This is a genomic window from Bradyrhizobium lablabi, assembly GCF_018129385.1.
GTDB classification, from domain to species: Bacteria; Pseudomonadota; Alphaproteobacteria; order Rhizobiales; family Xanthobacteraceae; genus Bradyrhizobium; species Bradyrhizobium lablabi_C.
Map to the genome: position 1 here is coordinate 155884 of NZ_JAFCLN010000011.1, position 20011 is coordinate 175894.

Consider the following 20011-nt stretch of genomic DNA (forward strand, 5'->3'; position numbering starts at 1 on the left):
AAGGGATGCCTCTGCTGGCGACGGGACCGGAAAATGCCGTCATGATGCCGTGGAACCGGGATGCGGAGCGCGCCATGGACGAGATCGTCCTGTCCTCGCGAATGAAGCGGCTGACGCGATGGCTGGACGAAAACTGCCAGCCGGACAATCTGATTTGCCGGCAATTCGATGGCCCACCGTTCGGCCATGCTTACGTGACGATCGATCCGGAGCGGCAAGGCGAACTCGCCTCGTTCAATTTCAACCGCGTTCATCTGTGCGGGCGGGAAGCCGGCATGGAAGAGACCGGCATCGCCCACTGGACAAACCTGTTCATTCGCCACGGCGTGAAAAAGTTCTTTGTCTGGCTCAGCCCCGGACCGGAGATGGAGACGGTGCGCCGCTGGCTCGAAGCCGGCGGGCTCGCCCGCGTGCCGTACGTCCGCTATCCGACGTTGCTGCGAGAGGGCAAGGCGCCGGCGCCGTTTCGAACCGACCTTGACGTATGCGAAGTCACCACTGAGGCGATCGCGGCTGCACGGGAGCCGCTCGGCGAGGCGCTTTGGCCCGGATATGTGCAGTCGGCCGGCAAGGACGGTTTCTTCCATTACATGGCCTTCGACGGCTCGCGGCCGGTTGCGATCGCCTTGCTCGCGATCTTCGAAGACATCGCCTATCTGCTCTCCGCATCCACCGCGGAGGCGGACCGCAAGCGCGGGGCCCAGCAGGCCCTGATCGCGGCGCGGCTGGCGCACGCCGAAAGGCTCGGCTGCGCCATCGCAGTATCCGAAACCCTCAACATCCTCGAACATTCGCTTGGTAATCTACAACGCGCGGGTTTTCGCGAGGTCTATGAGAAGGAGGTTTATGCCTGGAGCGGCTGACGCGCTTGAACCGTTGCGGCTTCCGCCGCGGCCGCGGAGCGGGCAAGATGCCCGGGCATGCTCGATACCCGCGCCAACATCCTGCTCGCTTGTGCGCTCAGCGCGCTCGCCGGCTATGTCGACGGCATCGGCTTTCTGCATCTCGGCGGCCTGTTCGTTTCCTTCATGAGCGGCAACTCGACCCGGATGGGCGTCAGCCTGGCGGATGGTCAATGGTCTGATGCTATCGATGCGCTCGCGTTGATCGCATTGTTTGTCGGCGGAGCCGCCGGCGGAAGCCTGATCGTGCTCGGCCGCCGAAAGCGCCGCCAGGCGCTGGTGCTGCTGGTTGAAGCCGCTTTGCTGGCGGGTGCGGCGCTCGCGCATGCGTTTGACCTGCCATTCGCCGCGGTCGCGGCGATCGTGCTGGCGATGGGCCTGGAAAATGCGGTGTTTCAGATCGAGGGCGGGGCCGGGCTTGGCGTCACCTACGTCACCGGCGCGCTGGTGAAGGTCGGGCAGCTCATGGCTGCCGCGCTTACCGGGGGATCGCGCTGGGGCTGGTTGCCGAACCTGTTGATGTGGGCCGCGCTGGTCGCGGGCGCGGCCGCCGGCGCGTTTGCCTATGTCCGGATTGATCTTGCCGCGATCTGGTTTGCGGCGGGAGCTGCGCTCGCGCTGAGTGCCGCAAGCGCGAAGCGTCAGGATTGACAGCGAACGCCGCTTGCCCGATTTGAAGGCCATGACATCAGCAACCAAAACCCGCGCCGCCTGCCTGATCGGATGGCCGGCCGCGCATTCGCGCTCGCCGCTGATCCATCATTACTGGCTGCGCACGCTCGGCATCGAGGGCGGCTATGTGATCGAGGCGGTGCCGCCGGACGATTTCAGGGACTTTGTGCTGCGGCTATCGCTGCGCGGCTTCGTCGGCGCCAACGTCACCATCCCGCACAAGGAGCGGGCGCTCGCGCTCTCGAAGCCCGACGCGCGCGCGAAAGCCGTCGGCGCCGCCAACACGTTGTGGTTCAAGGACGGCGAGCTTTGCTCCACCAACACCGACGTCGAAGGCTTTATCAACAATCTCGACGCCGGCGCTCCCGGCTGGGATCAGGCAACCGATGCGCTGGTGCTCGGTGCCGGCGGCGCGGCGCGCGCCGTGCTGTTCGGCCTGCTCGAGCGCGGCATCAAGCAGGTGCATCTGGTCAACCGCACCATCGAACGTGCTCGCGCGCTGGCCGATCAATTCGGCGCGAGCGTGCAGCCCGCCACCTGGGACAAAGCCGGCGAATTGCTTCCGCGCGCGGGTCTGCTGGTGAACACGACATCGCTCGGCATGCACGGCCAGCCGCCGCTGGAGATCGACGTCTCCCTTTTGCCCGATAACGCTGTTGTGGCCGACCTGGTCTATGTGCCGCTGAAGACGGAACTACTGTCCGCCGCGCAGGCGCGTGGCCTCAAGACCGCCGACGGGCTCGGCATGCTGCTGCACCAGGCCGTGCGTGGCTTCGAACTTTGGTTCGGGCAGCGCCCGCAGGTGACGGCGGAACTCCGCGCCTTGGTGGAAGCGGATCTCAAACACGCGTGATCGCGCGCTTGTGAAACGGAATATCGTTATGTCGCCGGGGTGCATTGCTACATGGGGCAGACCCCGGAGACCAATGCATGCCGACTCGACGTCATCAATTCATCCGCCCGATCGTTGCCGTTACGATGGTGGCGGCATCCACCATCTATGCCATCGCGCAACAGCCGCCGACGCCGACGCGCGTCCGCGGCACCGTCGAAGCTGTCAATGGCGATGTGCTGGAAATCAAATCGCGCGGCGGCGAGGACGTGAAGCTGCACATGACGCCGGATATCCGTGTCGCCGGCATCGCCAGGATCGCACTGTCCGACATCAAGGTCGGCTCCTTCATCGGCACCACCACCGTGCCCGGGCCGGGCGGTGTTCAGAACGCGGTCGAGGTGCATGTCTTCCCGGAGGACATGCGCGGCACTGGCGAAGGTTCGCGTCCCTGGGATCTGAAGCCGAACAGCAGCATGACGAACGCGACCGTATCGGATTCCGTCGTCAGCAATGACGGCCACACGCTGCTGGTCAAATACAGGGGCGGCGAGAAGAAAGTGCAGGTGTCGCCGGAGACGCCTGTTGTCACCTATGTTCCCGGCGACAAGTCGGAGCTGAAACCCGGCGCCAAGGTCATCGCCTTCATGAAGAAATTGCCGGACGGCTCGCTGGAGACCGATCGCGTCGGTGTCGGCCGTGATGGTCTCACGCCGCCAATGTAGGCTGCATTTTCACGCTTCTTCCCGGAATACCGCCGATGCCGAGGTGTTCTCCCTGCAACGGAAAGCACGGGAGGACGCCATGCGCAAACTAGCTTCACTGATCGCTTCGCTTGCCATCGTCTGCGCGATCGCCTCGCAGGCCATCGCGCAGCAGCCGCCGACGCCGACGGTTCGCATCCGCGGCACCATCGAGGCCGTGGATGGCAACGTGCTTTCGATCAAGACCCGCGAGGGCACGGACGTGAAGGTGAAGATGACCGACAACTTCGCGGTTTTCGCCGTCGTCAAGACCGACCTGTCGGAGATCAAGTCAGGGTCGTATATCGGCGTCAGCGCGATGCCCCAGCCGGATGGGGTTCAGAAAGCATTCGCGGTTCACATCTTTCCCGAAAACCAGCGCGGCGCGGCTGAAGGTTTTCGCCCCTGGGACGCGCGTCCGGGCAGCAGCATGACCAATGCGGCGGTGGCCGAGACGGTGAAGGGCACCGACGGCCAGAACATCCTGGTCAAATACAAGGACGGCGAGAAGAAAGTCGTGGTGCCGCCGGACACCCCGATCGTCACCTTCGTCGCGAGCGACAAGTCCGAGATCAAGCCCGGCGCGAAGCTCATCATCTTCGGCGCAAACAAGAAGGACGACGGCACGCTGGAAGCCAACCGCGTCAATGTCGGCCGCGACGGACTGACGCCGCCGATGTGAGGTTTATGTCGGCGCTCGCGCGGACATAAACGTCATTCCGGGATGGTGCGTAGCACCAGACCTCAGGTGCGCACTTGCGCACCGGGGAATCTCGAGCGTGTGTTCTTTCCCTCTCTCCTTGTGGGAGAGGGTGGACGCGATGCGAAGCATCGCGGCCGGGTGAGGGGTCTGTCTCCGCGGATGCAGTCCCCTCAATCGGACGATAGTGTCTGCGGAGAGAACCCCTCATCCGGCGCGCTATCGCGCGCCACCTTCTCCCACAAGGGGAGAAGGGAAGAGGTCAATTCGCCAGCACGTTCTCGTCGATCTCGGCGATCGTGTTCACGCCGCACAGCCCCATCGTGGTGGTGAGCTCCTTGGCCAGAATATCGATCGCCTTCGCCACGCCCGCTTCGCCGGCCGCGCCAAGCCCGTAAGCATAGGCCCGCCCGATCATGCAGGACTTTGCGCCAAGCGCGAGCGCGCGCATCACGTCCATGCCGGAGCGGATGCCGCCGTCGAACATCACTTCCATCTTCGAGCCGACCGCATCGACGATCTCCGGCAGCACCTCGATCGACGAGGGAGCGCCGTCGAGCTGGCGGCCGCCATGGTTGGAAACGACCAGCGCCTGTGCGCCGGTCTTGGCGGCGAGCTCGGCGTCCTCGACGTCGAGAATGCCCTTGAGGATCAGCTTGCCCGGCCAGATGCTGCGGATCCAGTCGATGTCCTTCCAGCTCAGTGAGGTGTCGAACTGCGAGGCGGTCCACTCCGCCAGACGATTGAGGTCGTCGGCGTTTTTCACATGCCCTGCAATGTTGCCGAAGGTGCGGCGCTTGCCACGCAGCACGCCGGCGACCCAGGCCGGCTTGCTTGCAAAGTCGAGCAGCTTGGACAGCGACCATTGCGGCGGCACGGTCATGCCGTTCTTGATGTCCTGATGGCGCTGGCCGATCACCTGCAAGTCGACGGTGAGTACCAGCGCGCTGCACTTCGCCGCGATCGCGCGCTCGATCAGTTCCTTGATGAAGCCGCGGTCCTTCATCACGTAGAGCTGGAACCAGAACGGCTTTTGCACGGCGGCCGCGATATCCTCGATCGAGCAGATCGACATCGTGCTTTGCGTGAAGGGGATGCCGGCGGCCTGCGCGGCGCGGCAGGCATGAATTTCGCCGTCGCCATGCTGCATCCCCAGCAATCCGACCGGCGCGAGGATCAGCGGCATTGAAGCCGGTTCGCCGAGAATCGTGGTCGAGAGATTCCGCTTCGACACGTCGACCAGGATGCGCTGGCGAAACTTGATCTGTTGCAGGTCTTCGAAATTGGCGCGCAGCGTGTCCTCGGTATACGAGCCGCGGTCGGCATAGTCGAAAAACGCCTTCGGTACATGGCGCTTGTGCAGCAGGCGCAGGTCTTCGATGCAGGTAACGTGCTTCATAGACATTTCCGAGCTTTCTTGAATAACGGTTTTTGATTGTCATCTAGCATGGTTGAGCCATCCGCCAAATCCGCACTGGAACTCGCGGGGAGGAAAAGTCATGTCCGAATCGCGTTCTCATCCCGAAACCACCGAGGAGGTGGAAAAGCGTCGGCTCGACGAGGCGCTCCAGCAGGGGCTGGAAGAGACGTTTCCGGGTTCCGACGCCGTCAATGTCACCCAGCCGGCACCGACGCTGAGCGACCAGTATATTCGCCGCAAGCCCTGATGCCAGCCGGTTCCGCAGTGGTAAGTGGAATAACACAAGTGATAACAATGAATTAGGTCGTTGCCGGCGGCCCGCCCGCCGGTAATGATTCATCATATTTTTTGAAGCCATTTTAGCGCCGCAGGGCTTATAACGGCCTACACGCTATGATGGTGGCGTCGAGGCCTCTTGCCGCAGGGCAAAAACTCCTCGGAAGGCGTTGGGGGTTACATGAGCCGCAAATATTTCGGGACCGACGGGATTCGGGGCCGTGCCAATGGACTGATCACGCCGGAGCTCGCGCTCAAGGTGGGGCAGGCGGCTGGCCTGGTGTTTCAGCGCGGCGAGCATCGCCACCGTGTGGTGATCGGCAAGGACACGCGGCTGTCCGGCTACATGATCGAATACGCGATGGTCGCGGGTTTCACCTCTGTCGGCATGGACGTGCTGCTGCTCGGCCCGATGCCGACGCCGGCCGTTGCGATGCTGACCAAGTCGATGCGCGCCGATCTCGGCGTGATGATCTCGGCCTCGCACAATCTGTTCGAGGACAACGGCATCAAGCTGTTCGGTCCCCAGGGCTTCAAGCTTTCCGACGACGTCGAAAAACAAATCGAGCAATTGCTGGACGAGCCGATCGACCGCCGGCTCGCGCAGAGCGCCAGCCTCGGCCGCGCCCGCCGCATCGACGGTGTGCATGACCGCTACATCGAATTCGCCAAACGCACGCTGCCGCGCGAGCTTTCCCTCGACGGGCTTCGCGTGGTGATCGATTGCGCGCACGGCGCGGCCTACAAGGTGGTGCCGGAAGCGCTGTGGGAGCTCGGTGCCGACGTCGTTGCGATCGGCGTCGATCCCGACGGCTTCAACATCAACAAGGAATGCGGCTCGACCTCGCCGGAAGCGCTGAGCAAGAAGGTGCGCGAGATGCGCGCCGACATCGGCATTGCGCTGGACGGCGACGCCGATCGCGTCATCCTGGTCGACGAGCGCGGCCACATCGTCGACGGCGACCAGTTGCTCGCCGTGATCGCGCAGAGCTGGAAGGAGGAGGGGCGACTGGCAAAACCCGGCATCGTCTCCACTGTGATGTCCAATCTCGGGCTCGAGCGTTTCCTGGAAAGCCACGGTATCGAACTGGTGCGCACGCCGGTCGGCGATCGCTACGTGCTCGAACAAATGTTGAAGGGCGGCTACAATCTCGGCGGCGAACCGTCGGGCCACATCATCCTGTCCGACTATGCCACGACAGGCGACGGTTTTGTCGCTGCGCTACAGGTGCTGGCGGTGGTGCAGAAGCTGCGCCGCCCGGTATCGGAAGTCTGCCACCGCTTCGATCCGCTGCCGCAGATACTCAAGAACGTGCGCTACAAGAGCGGCAAGCCGCTCGACGATGCCGACGTCAAATCCGCGATCGATGCCGGCGAAAAGCGTCTCAACGGCCACGGCCGCCTGCTGATCCGCCCCTCCGGCACCGAGCCGGTCATCCGCGTGATGGGCGAGGGCGACGACCGCATCCTGGTCGAGGAAGTGGTCGACAACATCGTCAGTGCGCTGGGCCAGGCCGCCGCCTGAGGCCCGTTGTTTTTTGGATGCGCATGATCTAACGCCAAACCGCACACACCCTCAGGTCATCTAACGCGAAGACGCGCTTCGCGCTTTTGCCTGAGGGCATGCTTTGGCGGATCATGCGCCTGCATCCCAGCCATATTGGAATGTCGATGGTATCTCCGCCGCCCGCGGCGTAGGTAGGGCGATGCCTCGCCTGCGAATCCCCTCGGAAATGATTCCTTGAACAAGCCCGTCATCGTCCCGGAAGAAGCGCTGGCCGCGCCGGTGGCGATGCCCGAGCTGGCGCCGGCTGCGCCCGTGAAGGCGGCGGGGCCGGCCTATATCGTGCTCGCCGGAATCAGTTTTTCGCACTTCCTCAATGACACCATGCAGTCGCTGATCGCATCGGTGTATCCGATCCTGAAGGACAATTACGCGCTGGACTTCGCGCAGATCGGCATGATCACGCTGGCGTTCCAGTTTACCGCGTCGTTGCTACAGCCGGTGGTCGGACACTTTACCGACAAGAAGGCGCAGCCGTTCTCGCTTGCGATCGGCATGGGCTCCACCTTCTTCGGCCTGCTGCTGCTGTCGGTGGCGCATCACTATGGCATCATCCTGATCGCGGCCGCGCTGGTGGGACTTGGCTCGGCGGTCTTCCATCCGGAATCGGCGCGGATCGCGCGGCTCGCTTCCGGCGGCCGCTATGGCTTTGCGCAATCGGTGTTTCAGCTCGGCGGCAGTTTTGGCACCTCGATGGGACCGGTGCTGGCGGCGTTGATCGTGGTGCCGTTCGGCCAGCCGAGCATCGCCTGGTTCTCTTCCATCGCCTTCGTGGCGATCGTCATCCTGTGGCGGATCGGCGTCTGGTACAAGCCGCAGGTCGCCGGCAAGAAGGCGGCCGCCATCGAACTGCACCCGGATCATCCGGACTCGCGGCGCATCAAGATCGCGATCGCCGTGCTGGTCGCGCTGCTGCTTTCGAAGCAGCTCTACGTGTCGAGTCTGTCGAGCTACTACATCTTCTATCTGATCGACAGGTTCGGCGTATCGACGCAAGCGGCGCAGCTTTATCTTTTCATCTTCCTGGCCGCCAACGCGGTGGGCGCATATTTCGGCGGGCCGCTCGGTGATCGCTTTGGCCGCAAATACGTCATCTGGTTCTCGATCCTCGGCGCGCTGCCGTTCACGCTGGCGCTGCCCTATGCCGGATTGATCGGGAGCGCCGTGCTCACCATCTTCATCGGCCTGATCATCTCGTCGGCGACGTCGTCGATCATCGTGTTCGCGCAGGAGCTGATGCCGCATCGCTTCGGCATGATCTCAGGCGTGTTCTTCGGCGTCGCCTTCGGCATCGGCGGGCTCGGCGCTGCCGTGCTCGGAGAACTCGCTGACCGCACCTCGATCGCCTTCGTCTATCACCTCTGCGCCTTCCTGCCGGCGCTCGGCTTGCTCGCGGTGTTCCTGCCGAAGATGCCGGGCCATCCGCGGTAAGCTTTCGTTAAAACCTCGCCGCGCGGAAGTCGTTTTCGTCAACACATCGTTAGCAAGTGTGGCGTGTTCGCCGGGCTTGTTGTGCTGCGAATGCATCACTTGCCGCGCGCCGCACGAGGGCAGTAGAGAATTATCAACCTTAAAAATTAGGGTTAAGTGGCGCTTAAGCATTTGATGCCATCGTCCCCCCGTGAGTTTTTAGATGTGAGGCGTCCTGTCTGCCTCACCGGACAAAAGGACGAAGACAATGCGTAGCGTGAAGTCTCTTGTTGCGGCCGGTGCGGCCACTCTGATTTCCTCCGCGGCCTATGCCGCAGACATGGCGATTGCGCCGCCTCCGATGTACGCGCCGCCCCCGGTGGTGGAAGACTTCGGCGGCTGGTATCTGCGCGGCGATATCGGTTTCAGCAACCAGCGCGTCGATCGTCTCCACAACGCGCTCGATGCGAACAACACCTCGTCGGTGCAGAACAACAACTTCAACACCGCGGGCATCTTCGGCCTCGGCGTCGGCTACAAGTTCAACAACTGGTTCCGCGGCGACATCACCGGTGAATGGCGCGGCAACTCGCAGTTCCACGGCACCGACCGCATCTCCTATCCGGGCGGCGTCGGCATCGACACCTATCATGCCACCAAGAACGAATGGGTGGTTCTCGCCAACGCGTACGTCGATCTCGGAACCTGGTGGTGCATCACCCCGTTCATCGGCGCCGGCGTCGGTGGCGCTCGGGTTGCGATCAACGGCTTCACCGATCAGGGCCTTGCCAACAACGGCGCCGGCGCATTGCCGGGTGCCGCCTTCGGCGACAACGCCGCGAAGTGGAATTTCGCCTGGGCGGCGCATGCCGGTATCGCCTACAAGGTCACCCCGAACTTCACCGTCGAACTCGCCTATCGCTACCTCGACATGGGCGATGGCGTGACCGGCGACCTGCGCACCTTCGATGGCGTCAACGCCATCAACAACCCGATGACCTTCAAGAACATCACCTCGCACGACCTCAAGCTCGGCGTGCGCTGGGATCTCACCAGCCCGCCGGCCTATGCGCCGCCGCCGCTGGTCCGCAAGGGCTAAAGAGTTAATCGCTTCTTCCGATTTCTTAACGATTGCAGACGGCGCGGGATCATCCCGCGCCGTTTTGCTTTGCGCCACGCGCATCGCGATTTCGCGAAGAGATTGCCGCAAATGAGGCGGGGCGACAACGATTGGTTAAGGTTAACAGGCGATGATCAGCGCGTAAGTTAGAGAGTTTTATGGAGCGTTGCGATGCGTAGGCTGGTGCTGGCGGCGGCGATGATCGGAACGGCGTTCGGCGCGCAAGCTGCCGATATGCCTGACCTGCCGATACTTCGCGGCAGTGTAGGCTCCGCCCCGCTCAGCCGCACCTCCGTGAACTGGGACGGTTGGTACGTCGGCGGTCACGCGAACTACTCCTCCTCCGAGATGGATTTCAGCCACGCCGTCAAGTCGATGACCAATTTCATGCTGCGCAACAGCGTGCTTCAGGCGCCGGTCGAGGAATGGTCGCTGTTGTCCAAGACCCACGCGCAGTCCACCGGCTTCGGCGCTTTCGTCGGCCGCAACTGGCAGTGGGACGATCTCGTTTTCGGCTTCGAGGCCAATTACACGTTCCTGAACGGCCTCCAGTCTTCGTCGACAAATTCGATGGTCCGCACGATCGTCAATCCCGCCGGTGAAAACCCGCCGCCGGGCTACACCGTCACCTATGTTACCGCGCTGAACGGCACTGCCGCCTTGCAGGTCAAGGATGTCGTGACCTTCCGCAGCCGCGCCGGCTGGGCGATCGGCAATGCGCTACCCTATCTGTTCGGCGGTCTGGCGGTCGGGCGTACGGACGTGTCGCGATCGGCGACCGTATCCTTTGACAAATATGTCGAGTACGACACGACGACGACGGATCCTTTCGGCAATACCACGACGGTTCATCACACCGACTATCTGGGCTCCAAGACGGATACCAACCAGGAGCGGCGCTCGAGCAATTACGTGCCCGGCTGGACGGCGGGTCTCGGCATGGAATACTGCCTGTGGGGCGGCATCTTCGTGCGCGGCGAGTGGGAATATATCCGCTTCATGAATACCAAGAACATTCCGTTCTCGGCCAACAACCTGCGGTTTGGTCTGGGTTACAAATTCTGAGCTGTCGCATCGCCTCGCGCCCTGTCTTGACATGAAATGGCGCGGCTGTTCGGATGCCGCCGCATTCACGGGGGCGCGCATCGATGAAGATCTACGGCGATACCAATTCCGGCAATTGCCTGAAGGTGAAATGGGTCTGCGACTATCTTGCGCTGCCCTATCGCTGGATCGACATCGACACCACGAAGCAACAGACGCGGACCGCGGAATTCCTCAAGCTCAACAGCGCCGGCCAGGTCCCGACGATCGAGCTGGACGACGGCCGCACGCTCGCGCAGTCCAACGCCATCATCCGCTATCTCGCCCGCGGCAGCGATCTGATCCCCGCAGATGCCTTTGCGCAGGCCAAGATGGACGAATGGCTGTTCTGGGAGCAGTACAGCCACGAGCCCTATATCGCGGTGTGCCGCTTCCAGATGGTCTATCTCGGCAAGCCGGCCACCGATCTCGATCCCGAAAAGGTCAAGCGCGGCTATGGCGCGCTCGACCGCATGGAGCAGCATCTGGCGGGATCGAAGTTTCTGGCCGGCGACACGGTTTCGCTGGCCGATGTCTCGCTGCTTGCCTATACGCGCGTGGCGCATGAGGGCGGCTTTGACCTTGGGAAACACCATCATGTGCGGCGCTGGATCGGCGAAGCCGAACGTGCGCTGGGACTTTCGCCTGTAGGTTAGCCATATGACCGTTTCATCGATTTCCCTTCGCCGCGCCCGGCGCGACGACGTCGGCGCCATCGTCCGCATGCTGGCCGACGATGCGCTCGGCGGCCCGCGCGAGCGGATCGAGGATCCGCTGCCGCCGTGCTATTTCAGAGCCTTCGAAACGGTCGACCGCGATCCGAATATCCAGCTCATGGTCGCGGAAGAGGGCGGGGCGGTGGTCGGCTGCCTACAGCTCTGCATCCTGCCCGGCCTGAGCTCGCAAGGCGCCTCGCGTGGCCTGATCGAGGATGTGCGCGTCGCGTCCCATCTGCGCAGCCGCGGCATCGGCGAACGAATGGTGCAGTGGGCGGTGAATGAAGCACGCGCGAAAGGGTGCAAGCTCGTCGAGCTGCTCACCCATCACACCCGCGTCGACGCGCAGCGATTTTACGAGCGGCTCGGATTTGCGCGCAGCCATGTCGGGATGACGCTGCGGTTTTGATGCCGCGCAAGTTGCGCGACTGCTTGCCAACAGTACAGCGGTAGTTTCGAGTCCGCTATCCGGTTAACAAGCGATAAACCAGCCTGCACTTCGTAATTCATTCGTCGAGGAATGACCACGTTTCCAACGCATATCCCCGCCGGCTTGGGCAGTCCGGGAATGCGAACCATGAAGAACTATTCGATCGCCAAGATCGGCAGCGAGTATGTCGTGCTTGCCGGCGACAAGCATGTTCTCAAGGTGGCGAGCCGCCGAAAGGCCGCCAAGCTCGTTGTGGACGCTGCGGAATTGCTCTCGGAGCAATCGGCGCCGGCGGCGGCGGAGCAGACCCGTGAGGGATCAATCGCCTGTGATCGACGCGAAGTTCCTTGACGATTCCGGGCGATTCCCATAAAGACCGCGGCGGGACACCTCCCCCCAACGGGAGGCTTACTATCTGGAAGGGTAGATCATGACCGTAGCGAAGCCCGCTTCGCGGCCGACCGTGCCGCATTTTTCCTCCGGCCCCTGCGCCAAGCGCCCCGGCTGGAATCCTCAAAATCTGAAGGACGCCGCCCTCGGCCGCTCGCATCGTGCGAAGATCGGCAAGGCCAAGCTCAAGCTTGCGATCGATTTGACGCGCGAAGTGCTGGAAGTCCCCGCCGATTACCGGATCGGCATCGTGCCGGCGTCGGACACCGGCGCGGTCGAAATGGCGCTGTGGTCGCTGCTCGGCGCGCGCCCCGTCACCACCATCGCCTGGGAGTCCTTCGGCGAAGGCTGGGTCAGCGACATCGTCAAGGAATTGAAGTTGAAGGACGTCACCAAGCTGCATGCCGGCTATGGCGACATCCCCGACCTGTCCAAGGCCGATCCGGCCAGTGACATCGTCTTCACATGGAACGGCACCACCTCGGGCGTGCGCGTGCCGAACGCCGACTGGATCAGCGCGACCCGCGAAGGCCTCACCATTTGCGACGCGACGTCCGCCGCATTCGCGCAGCCGCTCGATTGGGCCAAGCTCGACGTCGTGACCTTCTCCTGGCAGAAGGCGCTCGGCGGCGAGGCGGCGCATGGCATGCTGGTGCTCTCGCCGCGCGCCGTGGAGCGGCTCGAGACCTACAAGCCTGCCTGGCCGCTGCCGAAGATTTTCCGCATGACCAAGGGCGGCAAGCTCAACGAAGGCATCTTCGTCGGCGAGACCATCAACACGCCGTCGATGCTGTGCGTCGAGGATTATCTGGACGCGCTGAACTGGGCAAAGTCCATCGGCGGGCTGACGGCGCTGTTCGCGCGTGCGGACGCCAACACCAAGGTGCTCGCCGACTGGAAGGCGCGCACGCCCTGGATCGACTTTCTCGCCAAGGACCCGGCGATCCGCTCCAACACCTCGGTGTGCCTGAAGTTCACCGATCCCGCGATCACCTCGCTGTCCGCGGACGCGCAGGCTGATTTCTGCAAGAAGCTGGTCGCGCTGGTCGAAAAGGAAAACGCCGGCTTCGACTTCGCGTATTACCGCGACGCGCCGGCGGGACTGCGCATCTGGTGCGGCGCCACCGTCGAAGCAAAGGATGTTGAGCTGCTAACGCAGTGGATCGACTGGGCCTTTGCCGAGACCAAGGCCGCGCTGCCGAAGGCGGCGTGATTTCGCATCTCGTGTCCCGGCCTTGAGCCGGGACCCAGCTTTACCAGAACCGAGTATGGGTCCCGGCTCTACGCGCCAAGTGGCGCTTCGGCCGGGACACGCCCGATTTTCCAAAGGATCACTCCCATGTCCAAACCCAAAGTGCTCATTTCCGACGCGCTCTCTCCGGCCGCCGTGCAGATCTTTAGAGATCGCGGCGTCGACGTCGACTTCCAGCCCAATCTCGGCAAGGACAAGGACAAGCTCGCCGAGATCATCGGCGACTATGACGGCCTTGCCATCCGCTCCGCCACCAAGGCGACCGCCAAGATCATCTCCAAGGCCACGAAGCTGAAGGTGATCGGCCGCGCCGGCATCGGCGTCGACAATGTCGAGATTCCCGCCGCCACGGCCAAGGGCATCATCGTGATGAACACGCCGTTCGGCAATTCGATCACGACCGCCGAGCATGCCATCACCCTGATGCTGGCGCTGGCGCGCGAGATTCCGCAGGCCGACGCCTCGACCCAGGCCGGCAAGTGGGAGAAGAACCGCTTCATGGGCGTCGAGATCACCGGCAAGACGCTGGGCGTCGTCGGCTGCGGCAATATCGGCTCGATCGTCGCCGACCGCGCGCAGGGCTTGAAGATGAAGGTGATCGCGTTCGATCCCTTCCTGTCGCCCGAACGCGCCAAGGACATCGGCGTGGAAAAGGTCGAGCTCGACGAGCTCCTGAAGCGCGCCGACTTCATCACGCTGCATACGCCGCTGACCGAGAAGACGAAGAACATCATCGATGCCTCCGCGATCGCGAAGATGAAGAAGGGCGTGCGCCTGATCAATTGCGCGCGCGGCGGCCTGGTCGACGAGCAAGCGCTGGTCGACGCGCTGAACGCAAGGCATGTCGCGGGCGCCGCCTTCGATGTGTTCATCGAGGAGCCGGCGACCTCGAACGTGCTGTTCGGCCATCCCAACGTGATCTGCACCCCGCATCTCGGCGCTGCCACGACAGAGGCGCAGGAGAACGTCGCGCTCCAGGTCGCCGAACAAATGTCGGACTATCTGTTGTCCGGCGCGATCTCTAACGCGGTGAACTTTCCGTCGATCACGGCGGAAGAAGCGCCAAAACTGCGGCCGTTCATCGAGCTCGCCGAAAAGCTTGGCTCGTTCGCCGGTCAGCTCACCGAAAGCGGCATCCTGAAAGTCCAGATCACCTATGAAGGCCACGTCGCCGAGATGAAGATCAAGGCGATCACCTCGGCCGTATTGTCGGGCCTGCTGCGGCCGATGCTGGGCGACGTCAACGTGGTGTCCGCGCCTGTCGTCGCCAAGGAGCGTGGCATGGTGGTCGACGAAGTCGTGCGCGCCGCCCAGAGCGACTACGAGAGCCTGATCACCGTCACCGTCACCACCGAACGGCAGGAGCGCTCGGTGGCCGGCACGGTCTATCACGACGGCAAGCCGCGGCTGGTCGACATCAAGGGCATCCGGATCGACGCCGAATTCGGCAAGTCGATGATCTATGTCACCAACGAGGACAAGCCGGGTTTTATCGGCGCCTTCGCGAGCCTCCTCGGCGATGCGAAGATCAACATCGCCACCTTCCATCTCGGCCGCGTCGCCCAGGGCGGCGACGCCATCGCGCTGGTCGAGGTCGACGGCGCCGTGCCGCCGGACGTGCTGACCAAGGTGCAGAAGCTGCCGCAGGTCAAGCAGGCCAAGGCCCTGGCGTTCTGATCGCGCGTCCCGCCGCGGCGTGGCCGCGGCGGCGCCACATCGAAACCGCAATCGAACCAGTTCCTTCCTCGCCGCGTCTCATCATCGATGAGGCGCGGTTTTCGCGCCTGCTTTGGCGCGCGCGGGCATGATGCGGAAAAGCCTGCCCCGCACTGGATGCGGGGTGGGTACCGGCTTTCCGATGAGATCATGGCCCAAAACGGGAGGTATCTTTATGCGGACGATTGCGAACAGTCTTTCGACGACCGGGTTGGCCTTATTGGTGGCGCTGGCCGCTGCACCGGCAACGGCCGCCGACATCGACGTCACCTCGGCGGTCGATGCCGTTACCGTCTATCCCGATGGCGCCAGCGTCACCCGCGTCATTGCGCTCGATCTGCCCGCCGGCGATTCCACGCTGGTGGCAAAAGACTTTCCGCTGACGCTGGATACCTCCTCGCTGCGGGTGGAGGGCGAGGGCGGTGCAAGGCTCACGATCGGAGCGATCGACACCAAACCGCCGCGGCCGGCGCCCCCGGTCAATCTGTCCGAAATCGACAAGCGCATCGAAGCGCTGAAGGACGAGCACGCCAATCTGCAAGGCGCCATCGATGCGGCGGCCGCCCGACGGAAATTCGCAGAGCGCTTTGCCGAGGCATCGCCGGCCGGCATCGGCGAAAAGGGCGAGGCGCGTCCGCTCACCGAATGGCGCGCCGCCTTTGCCGCGGTCGGCGAGGAAGTCGCCAGCGCCGACACCGCCATCCGCGAGGCGATGCGCAAGCAGCGCGAGATCGATCGCGAGGTCGCGCGGCTGGAACAGGATCGCGCGGTCAAGCCGCCGAACAGGCTGGAGGTTCGCATCGATCTTGCTTCCGCCACCGCCACCAGGGCGACGTTGCGTGTGACCTATTCGGTGCGCAACGCACGTTGGGCGCCGCTCTACGATGCGCGCCTCGATACCGGCGCCAAGGACCGCAAGCCCGCACTCGAATTGGTGCGCCGCGCCGAGATCACCCAAAACACGGGCGAGGACTGGTCGAATGTCAGCCTCGGCGTCTCGACTGTTCGAACCGCGCGTGGCGGCAACGCGCCCGAGTTGAACCCGCTGATCGTGCAATACCCGCAGGCGCCAAAGCCGGTTGCCGCGGGAAGCGCCTCGGATCTCGCGATGCCCAGCCCGGCCCCGCGCATGGCGCGGCAGGCGCTGTCGCCGCCGCAGAGCGAAGTCTTGAGGATGCAAGTCGCCGAAGAGCAGCAGGCCACGGCCGAAGTCAACGGCTTCCAGGTCACCTTCAAGATTCCGGGTCGCGTCAGCGTCGGTGCCGGCCAGGGCGCAAAAGCCCTGCGCATCGCCAGCGCCGCCATTGCGCCCGATCTGCTCGTTCGTTCGGTGCCTGTGATCGATCCAACGGCTTTCCTCGAGGCCAGCTTCAAGCAGGCCGAGGACGCGCCGCTGCTGCCGGGCCGCGTCTCGATCTACCGTGACGGCGTATTCGTCGGCCGCGGCCGGATGGCCGCCGCCGGCAAGGACGAAACCGTGCGGCTCGGCTTCGGCGCCGACGACAAGGTCAAGATCGAGCGCACCGTACTCAGACGCAATGAAGGCTCCGCCGGCCTGATCGTGACGACCTCGAAGACCGATGAGCGCGCCTTCAAGACGTCAGTGCGCAACGGCCATGATTTCCCGCTGCGCATTGCGATCGAGGACCAGTTGCCGGTCAGCGAGAATGAAGAAATTGTTGTCGAGATGCTCCCCTCGAGCACGCCGCCGACGTCAACCAACCTGCGCGACAAGCGCGGCGTGCTTGAATGGGCGTTCGAGGCGAAGCAAGGCGAAGTGAAGGACATCAACTTCGCTTGGCGCGTCCGCTGGCCCAAGGACAAGGGCGTGGTCATGGCGCCCGGCGGCTGAGGGAGAGCGCGGCGAAGCGATAGTTTCGCTCTGCGAAAATTATTTTCGCTGCACGCTCTCGAGCATTGCTAGCCGTGAGCTGCCAAAATACCGCTCCTCGCGGGCGGTATTTTTGTTGCCTTCGGTACGAAATTCGTACGATATGAGCCTCAATCGGCCAGCTCAAAGGGAGAGAAAAAATGCGTGAAGCCGTCATCGTTTCCTATGCGCGCACGGGACTGGCGAAGTCCGGCCGCGGCGGGTTCAATATCACCCCACCCATGTCTCTGGCGGCTCACGCCATCAAGCATGCCGTCGATCGCGCCGGCGTCGACAAGGAATATGTCGAGGACTGCTATCTCGGCAATTGCGCGCACGGCGCGCCGAACATCGGCCGCCAGGCCGCGCTGCTCGCAGGCCTGCCGAAATCCACCGCCGGCGTTTCGGTCAACCGCTTCTGCTCTTCCGGTCTTCAGACCATCGCGATGGCCGCCAACTCGATCCGCTCCGATGGCGCCGATTGCATCGTGGCCGGCGGCGTCGAGAGCATCTCGATCCCCGGCGGCGGTTCACCGAAGGAATCGATCGATCCTGATCTGCTCAAGGTCGCCCCTGATATCTTCATGGCGATGATCGACACCGCCGACATCGTCGCCGAGCGCTACAAGCTCAGCCGTGAATACCAGGACGAGTATTCGCTGGAGTCGCAGCGCCGCATGGCCGCCGCGCAGCAGGCCAACAAGTTCAAGGATGAAATCGTCCCGATGAAGACGAAGATGAAGGTCGTCGACAAGGCGACCAAGGCCGAGAGCATCGTCGACTACGTCGTCGATCGCGACGAGTGCAACCGTCCCGAGACCACGCTCGAAGGTCTTGCCAAGCTGGAGCCGGTCAAGGGCCCGGGCAAGTTCGTCACCGCCGGCAATGCCAGCCAGCTTTCGGACGGCGCCGCTGCCGTCGTGCTGATGGAAGCCAAGGACGCCGAGAAGCGCGGCCTCAACCCGATGGGCCGCTTCGTGGCCTGGGCGTCGGCCGGCTGCGAACCCGACGAGATGGGCATCGGCCCGATCTACGCCGTGCCGAAACTGTTGAAGCGGCATGGCCTGAAGATCGACGACATCGACCTCTGGGAGCTGAACGAAGCCTTTGCCAGCCAGTGCCTCTATTCGCGCGACCAGCTCGGCATCGATCCCGAGAAGTACAATGTCAACGGCGGCTCGATCGCGATCGGCCATCCGTTCGGCATGACCGGCGCGCGTCTCACCGGCCACATCCTCCAGGAAGGCCGCCGGCGCAAGGCCAAGTGGGGCGTCGTCACGATGTGCATCGGCGGCGGCCAGGGCGGCGCGGGCCTGTTCGAGATCTATCAGTAAGCTCGCAGGTAGCGGCAAGAATCAAAACAGCGCGGCAATCGCCGCGCTGTTTTTTTGTTTGCCACACCCACCGCTGTCATCACCCGCGAAGGCGGGTGATCCAGTACGCCGCAGCGGAGATGTGTGTGCACAATGTTGGCCACGGCGTACTGGATCGCCCGGTCAAGCCGGGCGATGACGGTGTTGGTGCGGCGAGAGCGAAGCGCACTCACTTCGCCTTCAGGAACTCCGCCACTTCCAGCAGCACGAACTCGTTGTCATCCGCCTTGTTCGGATCGCGGCTGGAGGAGAACGGCAGGTTGTTGTCGTTGCCGACGATGATGTGCGTCTCGTCGACGCGATCGACGTTCTCGATGGTGAAGAACGGGAAGGTCAGCACGCCGTCATTGAGCGGCTTCCTCGCCTTCTTCTCGGGATCGCGGATCTTCATCAGGTCGATATAGCCGATCTTGCGCACCGGCTTGCCGGCATTGGCGTCTGACAGTTCGATCTTGTAGACGCGCTTGAATTTGGCCAGATCGGGAAAGCAATTCTCGCCGCGCTGGCCTTGCGGGCAGGCCTTGTCGGCGGTGCCTTCGCCATTGTCGCGCTCGATGATCAGGCCGCTCGTCGGGTCGATCATGTTGAAGTCGCCGATGGCGTTGCCGTTCTGCTCGAACACGTAGAGCCAGTAGCGGCCGGTGAACTTTTCCGCCGCGACGTCGAATTCGAGGATGCGCGCGGCTTCCTTGCCGTCGACCTTTTCCCAGTCCTTCTTCTCGGCGTCCCACAGCGGGCCCTCGAGCAGGCCGTAGAGGAATTTGCCATCCTTCGAGCCGCCAAAGCCCTCATAACCCTTGGAGCGGCGCAGATTGACGGTGGTGTAGCTGGCGCCCGGCGCGGCCGGCGACTGCACCGACCAGTGGTCGGGCGAACGCACCGGCTTGCCGTCGGCCATGCTGTCGAACACGGCGAGGATCTTGCCGGTCTTGTCGGCCTTCAGGATGTAGGGCCCGAATTCGTCGCCGATCCAGAAGGTGTCGCCGACGATCTGAAAGCCTTCGGTGTCGAAATCGGCGCCGGTCAGGTAACGCTTGGCGGTGTCCTCATGTACGATGCGGAACGGCACCTTCTTGTCGGGGTCGTGCAGGAACACGGTTTCCTGACGCTCGATCTTACCGGAAGCCCAGTCGATCTTGTGCCGGTTCAGGTACAGCATCGAGTCGGCCGAGTTGTAGCGCGAGCCCATGCCGTTGTCGGTCAGCACCCAGAACGAGCCGTCCGGCATCACCTTGATGCCGGAATGGCCCTGTAGCGGCTGGCCCTTGAACGGCAGCTTCACCCCGGTCGGCCGCTCATAGGATTTGCCCATCACGCTGCCGACGGCATCGACGCGCTTGCCGGAGGTGTACTTGCCCGCGGTCTTGAGATCGGCCGGCGCATCGGCGGGCGCGTCGATAAAGGTTTCGGCCGGCAGGACGGCGTGGCCCTTCAGGGTTGCCGGGAATTCGCCTTCGCCTTGCGCGAAGGCGGCGCCTGTAAGCAGCAAGACGGACGCGACGGAGGTGAGCAGTGACACGCGCATGGTCGGGATCTCCTTTG

At 63.5% G+C, this 20011-nt stretch carries 19 protein-coding genes; 17 read left to right on the top strand and 2 right to left on the bottom strand.

Annotation, left to right across the window (positions count from 1 at the left end; all coding sequences use genetic code 11):
• The first annotated feature begins 74 nt into the window (after positions 1-74).
• From JQ628_RS21070 to JQ628_RS21090, 5 genes are all read left to right on the top strand, one after another.
• A complete protein-coding gene (locus JQ628_RS21070) occupies positions 75-863 on the top strand; it encodes a hypothetical protein (RefSeq protein ID WP_212225029.1) in 789 nt (262 codons plus the stop codon).
• A gap of 57 nt (positions 864-920) precedes the next feature.
• Positions 921-1553 carry a YoaK family protein gene (locus JQ628_RS21075; protein ID WP_212225031.1) on the top strand — a complete coding sequence of 211 codons (633 nt, stop codon included), beginning with the start codon at positions 921-923 and terminating at the stop codon, positions 1551-1553.
• Positions 1554-1584: 31 nt separating this feature from the next.
• Positions 1585-2427 (top strand): shikimate dehydrogenase, encoded by an 843-nt coding sequence (locus tag JQ628_RS21080; RefSeq protein ID WP_212225034.1) that lies wholly within the window; start codon positions 1585-1587, stop codon positions 2425-2427.
• Positions 2428-2552: 125 nt separating this feature from the next.
• On the top strand, positions 2553-3131 hold the full coding sequence (locus JQ628_RS21085) for a hypothetical protein (RefSeq protein WP_433996154.1): 579 nt from the start codon (positions 2553-2555) through the stop codon (positions 3129-3131).
• 79 nt (positions 3132-3210) lie between these two features.
• Positions 3211-3831: a hypothetical protein gene (locus tag JQ628_RS21090; RefSeq protein WP_212225037.1), complete on the top strand. Its 621-nt coding sequence runs from the start codon at positions 3211-3213 to the stop codon at positions 3829-3831.
• 280 nt (positions 3832-4111) lie between these two features.
• Here the strand turns inward: JQ628_RS21090 and JQ628_RS21095 are convergent, their stop codons facing one another.
• Positions 4112-5248: an alpha-hydroxy acid oxidase gene (locus JQ628_RS21095; protein ID WP_212225038.1), complete on the bottom strand. Its 1137-nt coding sequence runs from the start codon at positions 5246-5248 to the stop codon at positions 4112-4114.
• 100 nt (positions 5249-5348) lie between these two features.
• Between JQ628_RS21095 and JQ628_RS21100 the strand changes: the two genes are divergently transcribed.
• The 12 genes from JQ628_RS21100 (at position 5349) to JQ628_RS21155 (ending at position 18430) form a co-directional block, all read left to right on the top strand.
• On the top strand, positions 5349-5516 hold the full coding sequence (locus JQ628_RS21100; RefSeq protein WP_212225039.1) for a hypothetical protein: 168 nt from the start codon (positions 5349-5351) through the stop codon (positions 5514-5516).
• A gap of 210 nt (positions 5517-5726) precedes the next feature.
• Positions 5727-7070 carry a phosphoglucosamine mutase gene (gene glmM / locus JQ628_RS21105; RefSeq protein ID WP_212225040.1) on the top strand — a complete coding sequence of 448 codons (1344 nt, stop codon included), beginning with the start codon at positions 5727-5729 and terminating at the stop codon, positions 7068-7070.
• A gap of 216 nt (positions 7071-7286) precedes the next feature.
• Positions 7287-8540, top strand: coding sequence for an MFS transporter (locus tag JQ628_RS21110; protein ID WP_212225041.1), 1254 nt, complete (start codon positions 7287-7289; stop codon positions 8538-8540).
• A 247-nt stretch (positions 8541-8787) separates the two neighbouring features.
• Positions 8788-9618, top strand: coding sequence for an outer membrane protein (locus JQ628_RS21115; protein ID WP_212225042.1), 831 nt, complete (start codon positions 8788-8790; stop codon positions 9616-9618).
• Between the two features lie 192 nt (positions 9619-9810).
• A complete protein-coding gene (locus JQ628_RS21120) occupies positions 9811-10704 on the top strand; it encodes an outer membrane protein (protein ID WP_212225044.1) in 894 nt (297 codons plus the stop codon).
• A gap of 83 nt (positions 10705-10787) precedes the next feature.
• Positions 10788-11378, top strand: a complete 591-nt coding sequence (locus JQ628_RS21125) for a glutathione S-transferase family protein (protein WP_212225046.1) — start codon at positions 10788-10790, stop codon at positions 11376-11378.
• Between the two features lie 4 nt (positions 11379-11382).
• Positions 11383-11847 (top strand): GNAT family N-acetyltransferase, encoded by a 465-nt coding sequence (locus JQ628_RS21130; RefSeq protein ID WP_212225048.1) that lies wholly within the window; start codon positions 11383-11385, stop codon positions 11845-11847.
• 168 nt (positions 11848-12015) lie between these two features.
• Positions 12016-12219, top strand: coding sequence for a hypothetical protein (locus JQ628_RS21135; protein WP_212225049.1), 204 nt, complete (start codon positions 12016-12018; stop codon positions 12217-12219).
• 79 nt (positions 12220-12298) lie between these two features.
• On the top strand, positions 12299-13471 hold the full coding sequence (locus JQ628_RS21140; protein ID WP_212225051.1) for a phosphoserine transaminase: 1173 nt from the start codon (positions 12299-12301) through the stop codon (positions 13469-13471).
• 126 nt (positions 13472-13597) lie between these two features.
• On the top strand, positions 13598-15187 hold the full coding sequence (serA, locus tag JQ628_RS21145; RefSeq protein WP_212225052.1) for a phosphoglycerate dehydrogenase: 1590 nt from the start codon (positions 13598-13600) through the stop codon (positions 15185-15187).
• A gap of 214 nt (positions 15188-15401) precedes the next feature.
• The gene (locus tag JQ628_RS21150; RefSeq protein WP_212225053.1) at positions 15402-17078 is read left to right on the top strand and encodes a mucoidy inhibitor MuiA family protein; all 1677 of its coding nucleotides are present in this window, start codon (positions 15402-15404) and stop codon (positions 17076-17078) included.
• Positions 17079-17257: 179 nt separating this feature from the next.
• The gene (locus JQ628_RS21155) at positions 17258-18430 is read left to right on the top strand and encodes a thiolase family protein (protein WP_212225054.1); all 1173 of its coding nucleotides are present in this window, start codon (positions 17258-17260) and stop codon (positions 18428-18430) included.
• 208 nt (positions 18431-18638) lie between these two features.
• On the opposite strand, the gene JQ628_RS21160 is transcribed toward JQ628_RS21155, so the two are convergent.
• On the bottom strand, positions 18639-19994 hold the full coding sequence (locus JQ628_RS21160; RefSeq protein WP_212225055.1) for an esterase-like activity of phytase family protein: 1356 nt from the start codon (positions 19992-19994) through the stop codon (positions 18639-18641).
• Positions 19995-20011: the final 17 nt, after the last annotated feature.

Excerpts from the sequence above, each read along its gene's own strand:
- JQ628_RS21080 (WP_212225034.1), top strand. The coding sequence starts at position 1,585 with ATGACATCAGCAACCAAAACCCGCGCCGCCTGCCTGATCGGATGGCCG.
- JQ628_RS21160 (WP_212225055.1), bottom strand. The coding sequence starts at position 19,994 with ATGCGCGTGTCACTGCTCACCTCCGTCGCGTCCGTCTTGCTGCTTACA.
- JQ628_RS21140 (WP_212225051.1), top strand. The coding sequence starts at position 12,299 with ATGACCGTAGCGAAGCCCGCTTCGCGGCCGACCGTGCCGCATTTTTCC.
- JQ628_RS21085 (WP_433996154.1), top strand. The coding sequence starts at position 2,553 with ATGGTGGCGGCATCCACCATCTATGCCATCGCGCAACAGCCGCCGACG.
- JQ628_RS21075 (WP_212225031.1), top strand. The coding sequence starts at position 921 with ATGCTCGATACCCGCGCCAACATCCTGCTCGCTTGTGCGCTCAGCGCG.
- serA (WP_212225052.1), top strand. The coding sequence starts at position 13,598 with ATGTCCAAACCCAAAGTGCTCATTTCCGACGCGCTCTCTCCGGCCGCC.
- JQ628_RS21100 (WP_212225039.1), top strand. The coding sequence starts at position 5,349 with ATGTCCGAATCGCGTTCTCATCCCGAAACCACCGAGGAGGTGGAAAAG.
- JQ628_RS21135 (WP_212225049.1), top strand. The coding sequence starts at position 12,016 with ATGAAGAACTATTCGATCGCCAAGATCGGCAGCGAGTATGTCGTGCTT.
- JQ628_RS21070 (WP_212225029.1), top strand. The coding sequence starts at position 75 with ATGGACGAGATCGTCCTGTCCTCGCGAATGAAGCGGCTGACGCGATGG.
- JQ628_RS21125 (WP_212225046.1), top strand. The coding sequence starts at position 10,788 with ATGAAGATCTACGGCGATACCAATTCCGGCAATTGCCTGAAGGTGAAA.
- JQ628_RS21095 (WP_212225038.1), bottom strand. The coding sequence starts at position 5,248 with ATGAAGCACGTTACCTGCATCGAAGACCTGCGCCTGCTGCACAAGCGC.
- JQ628_RS21115 (WP_212225042.1), top strand. The coding sequence starts at position 8,788 with ATGCGTAGCGTGAAGTCTCTTGTTGCGGCCGGTGCGGCCACTCTGATT.
- JQ628_RS21090 (WP_212225037.1), top strand. The coding sequence starts at position 3,211 with ATGCGCAAACTAGCTTCACTGATCGCTTCGCTTGCCATCGTCTGCGCG.
- JQ628_RS21130 (WP_212225048.1), top strand. The coding sequence starts at position 11,383 with ATGACCGTTTCATCGATTTCCCTTCGCCGCGCCCGGCGCGACGACGTC.
- glmM (WP_212225040.1), top strand. The coding sequence starts at position 5,727 with ATGAGCCGCAAATATTTCGGGACCGACGGGATTCGGGGCCGTGCCAAT.
- JQ628_RS21120 (WP_212225044.1), top strand. The coding sequence starts at position 9,811 with ATGCGTAGGCTGGTGCTGGCGGCGGCGATGATCGGAACGGCGTTCGGC.
- JQ628_RS21150 (WP_212225053.1), top strand. The coding sequence starts at position 15,402 with ATGCGGACGATTGCGAACAGTCTTTCGACGACCGGGTTGGCCTTATTG.
- JQ628_RS21155 (WP_212225054.1), top strand. The coding sequence starts at position 17,258 with ATGCGTGAAGCCGTCATCGTTTCCTATGCGCGCACGGGACTGGCGAAG.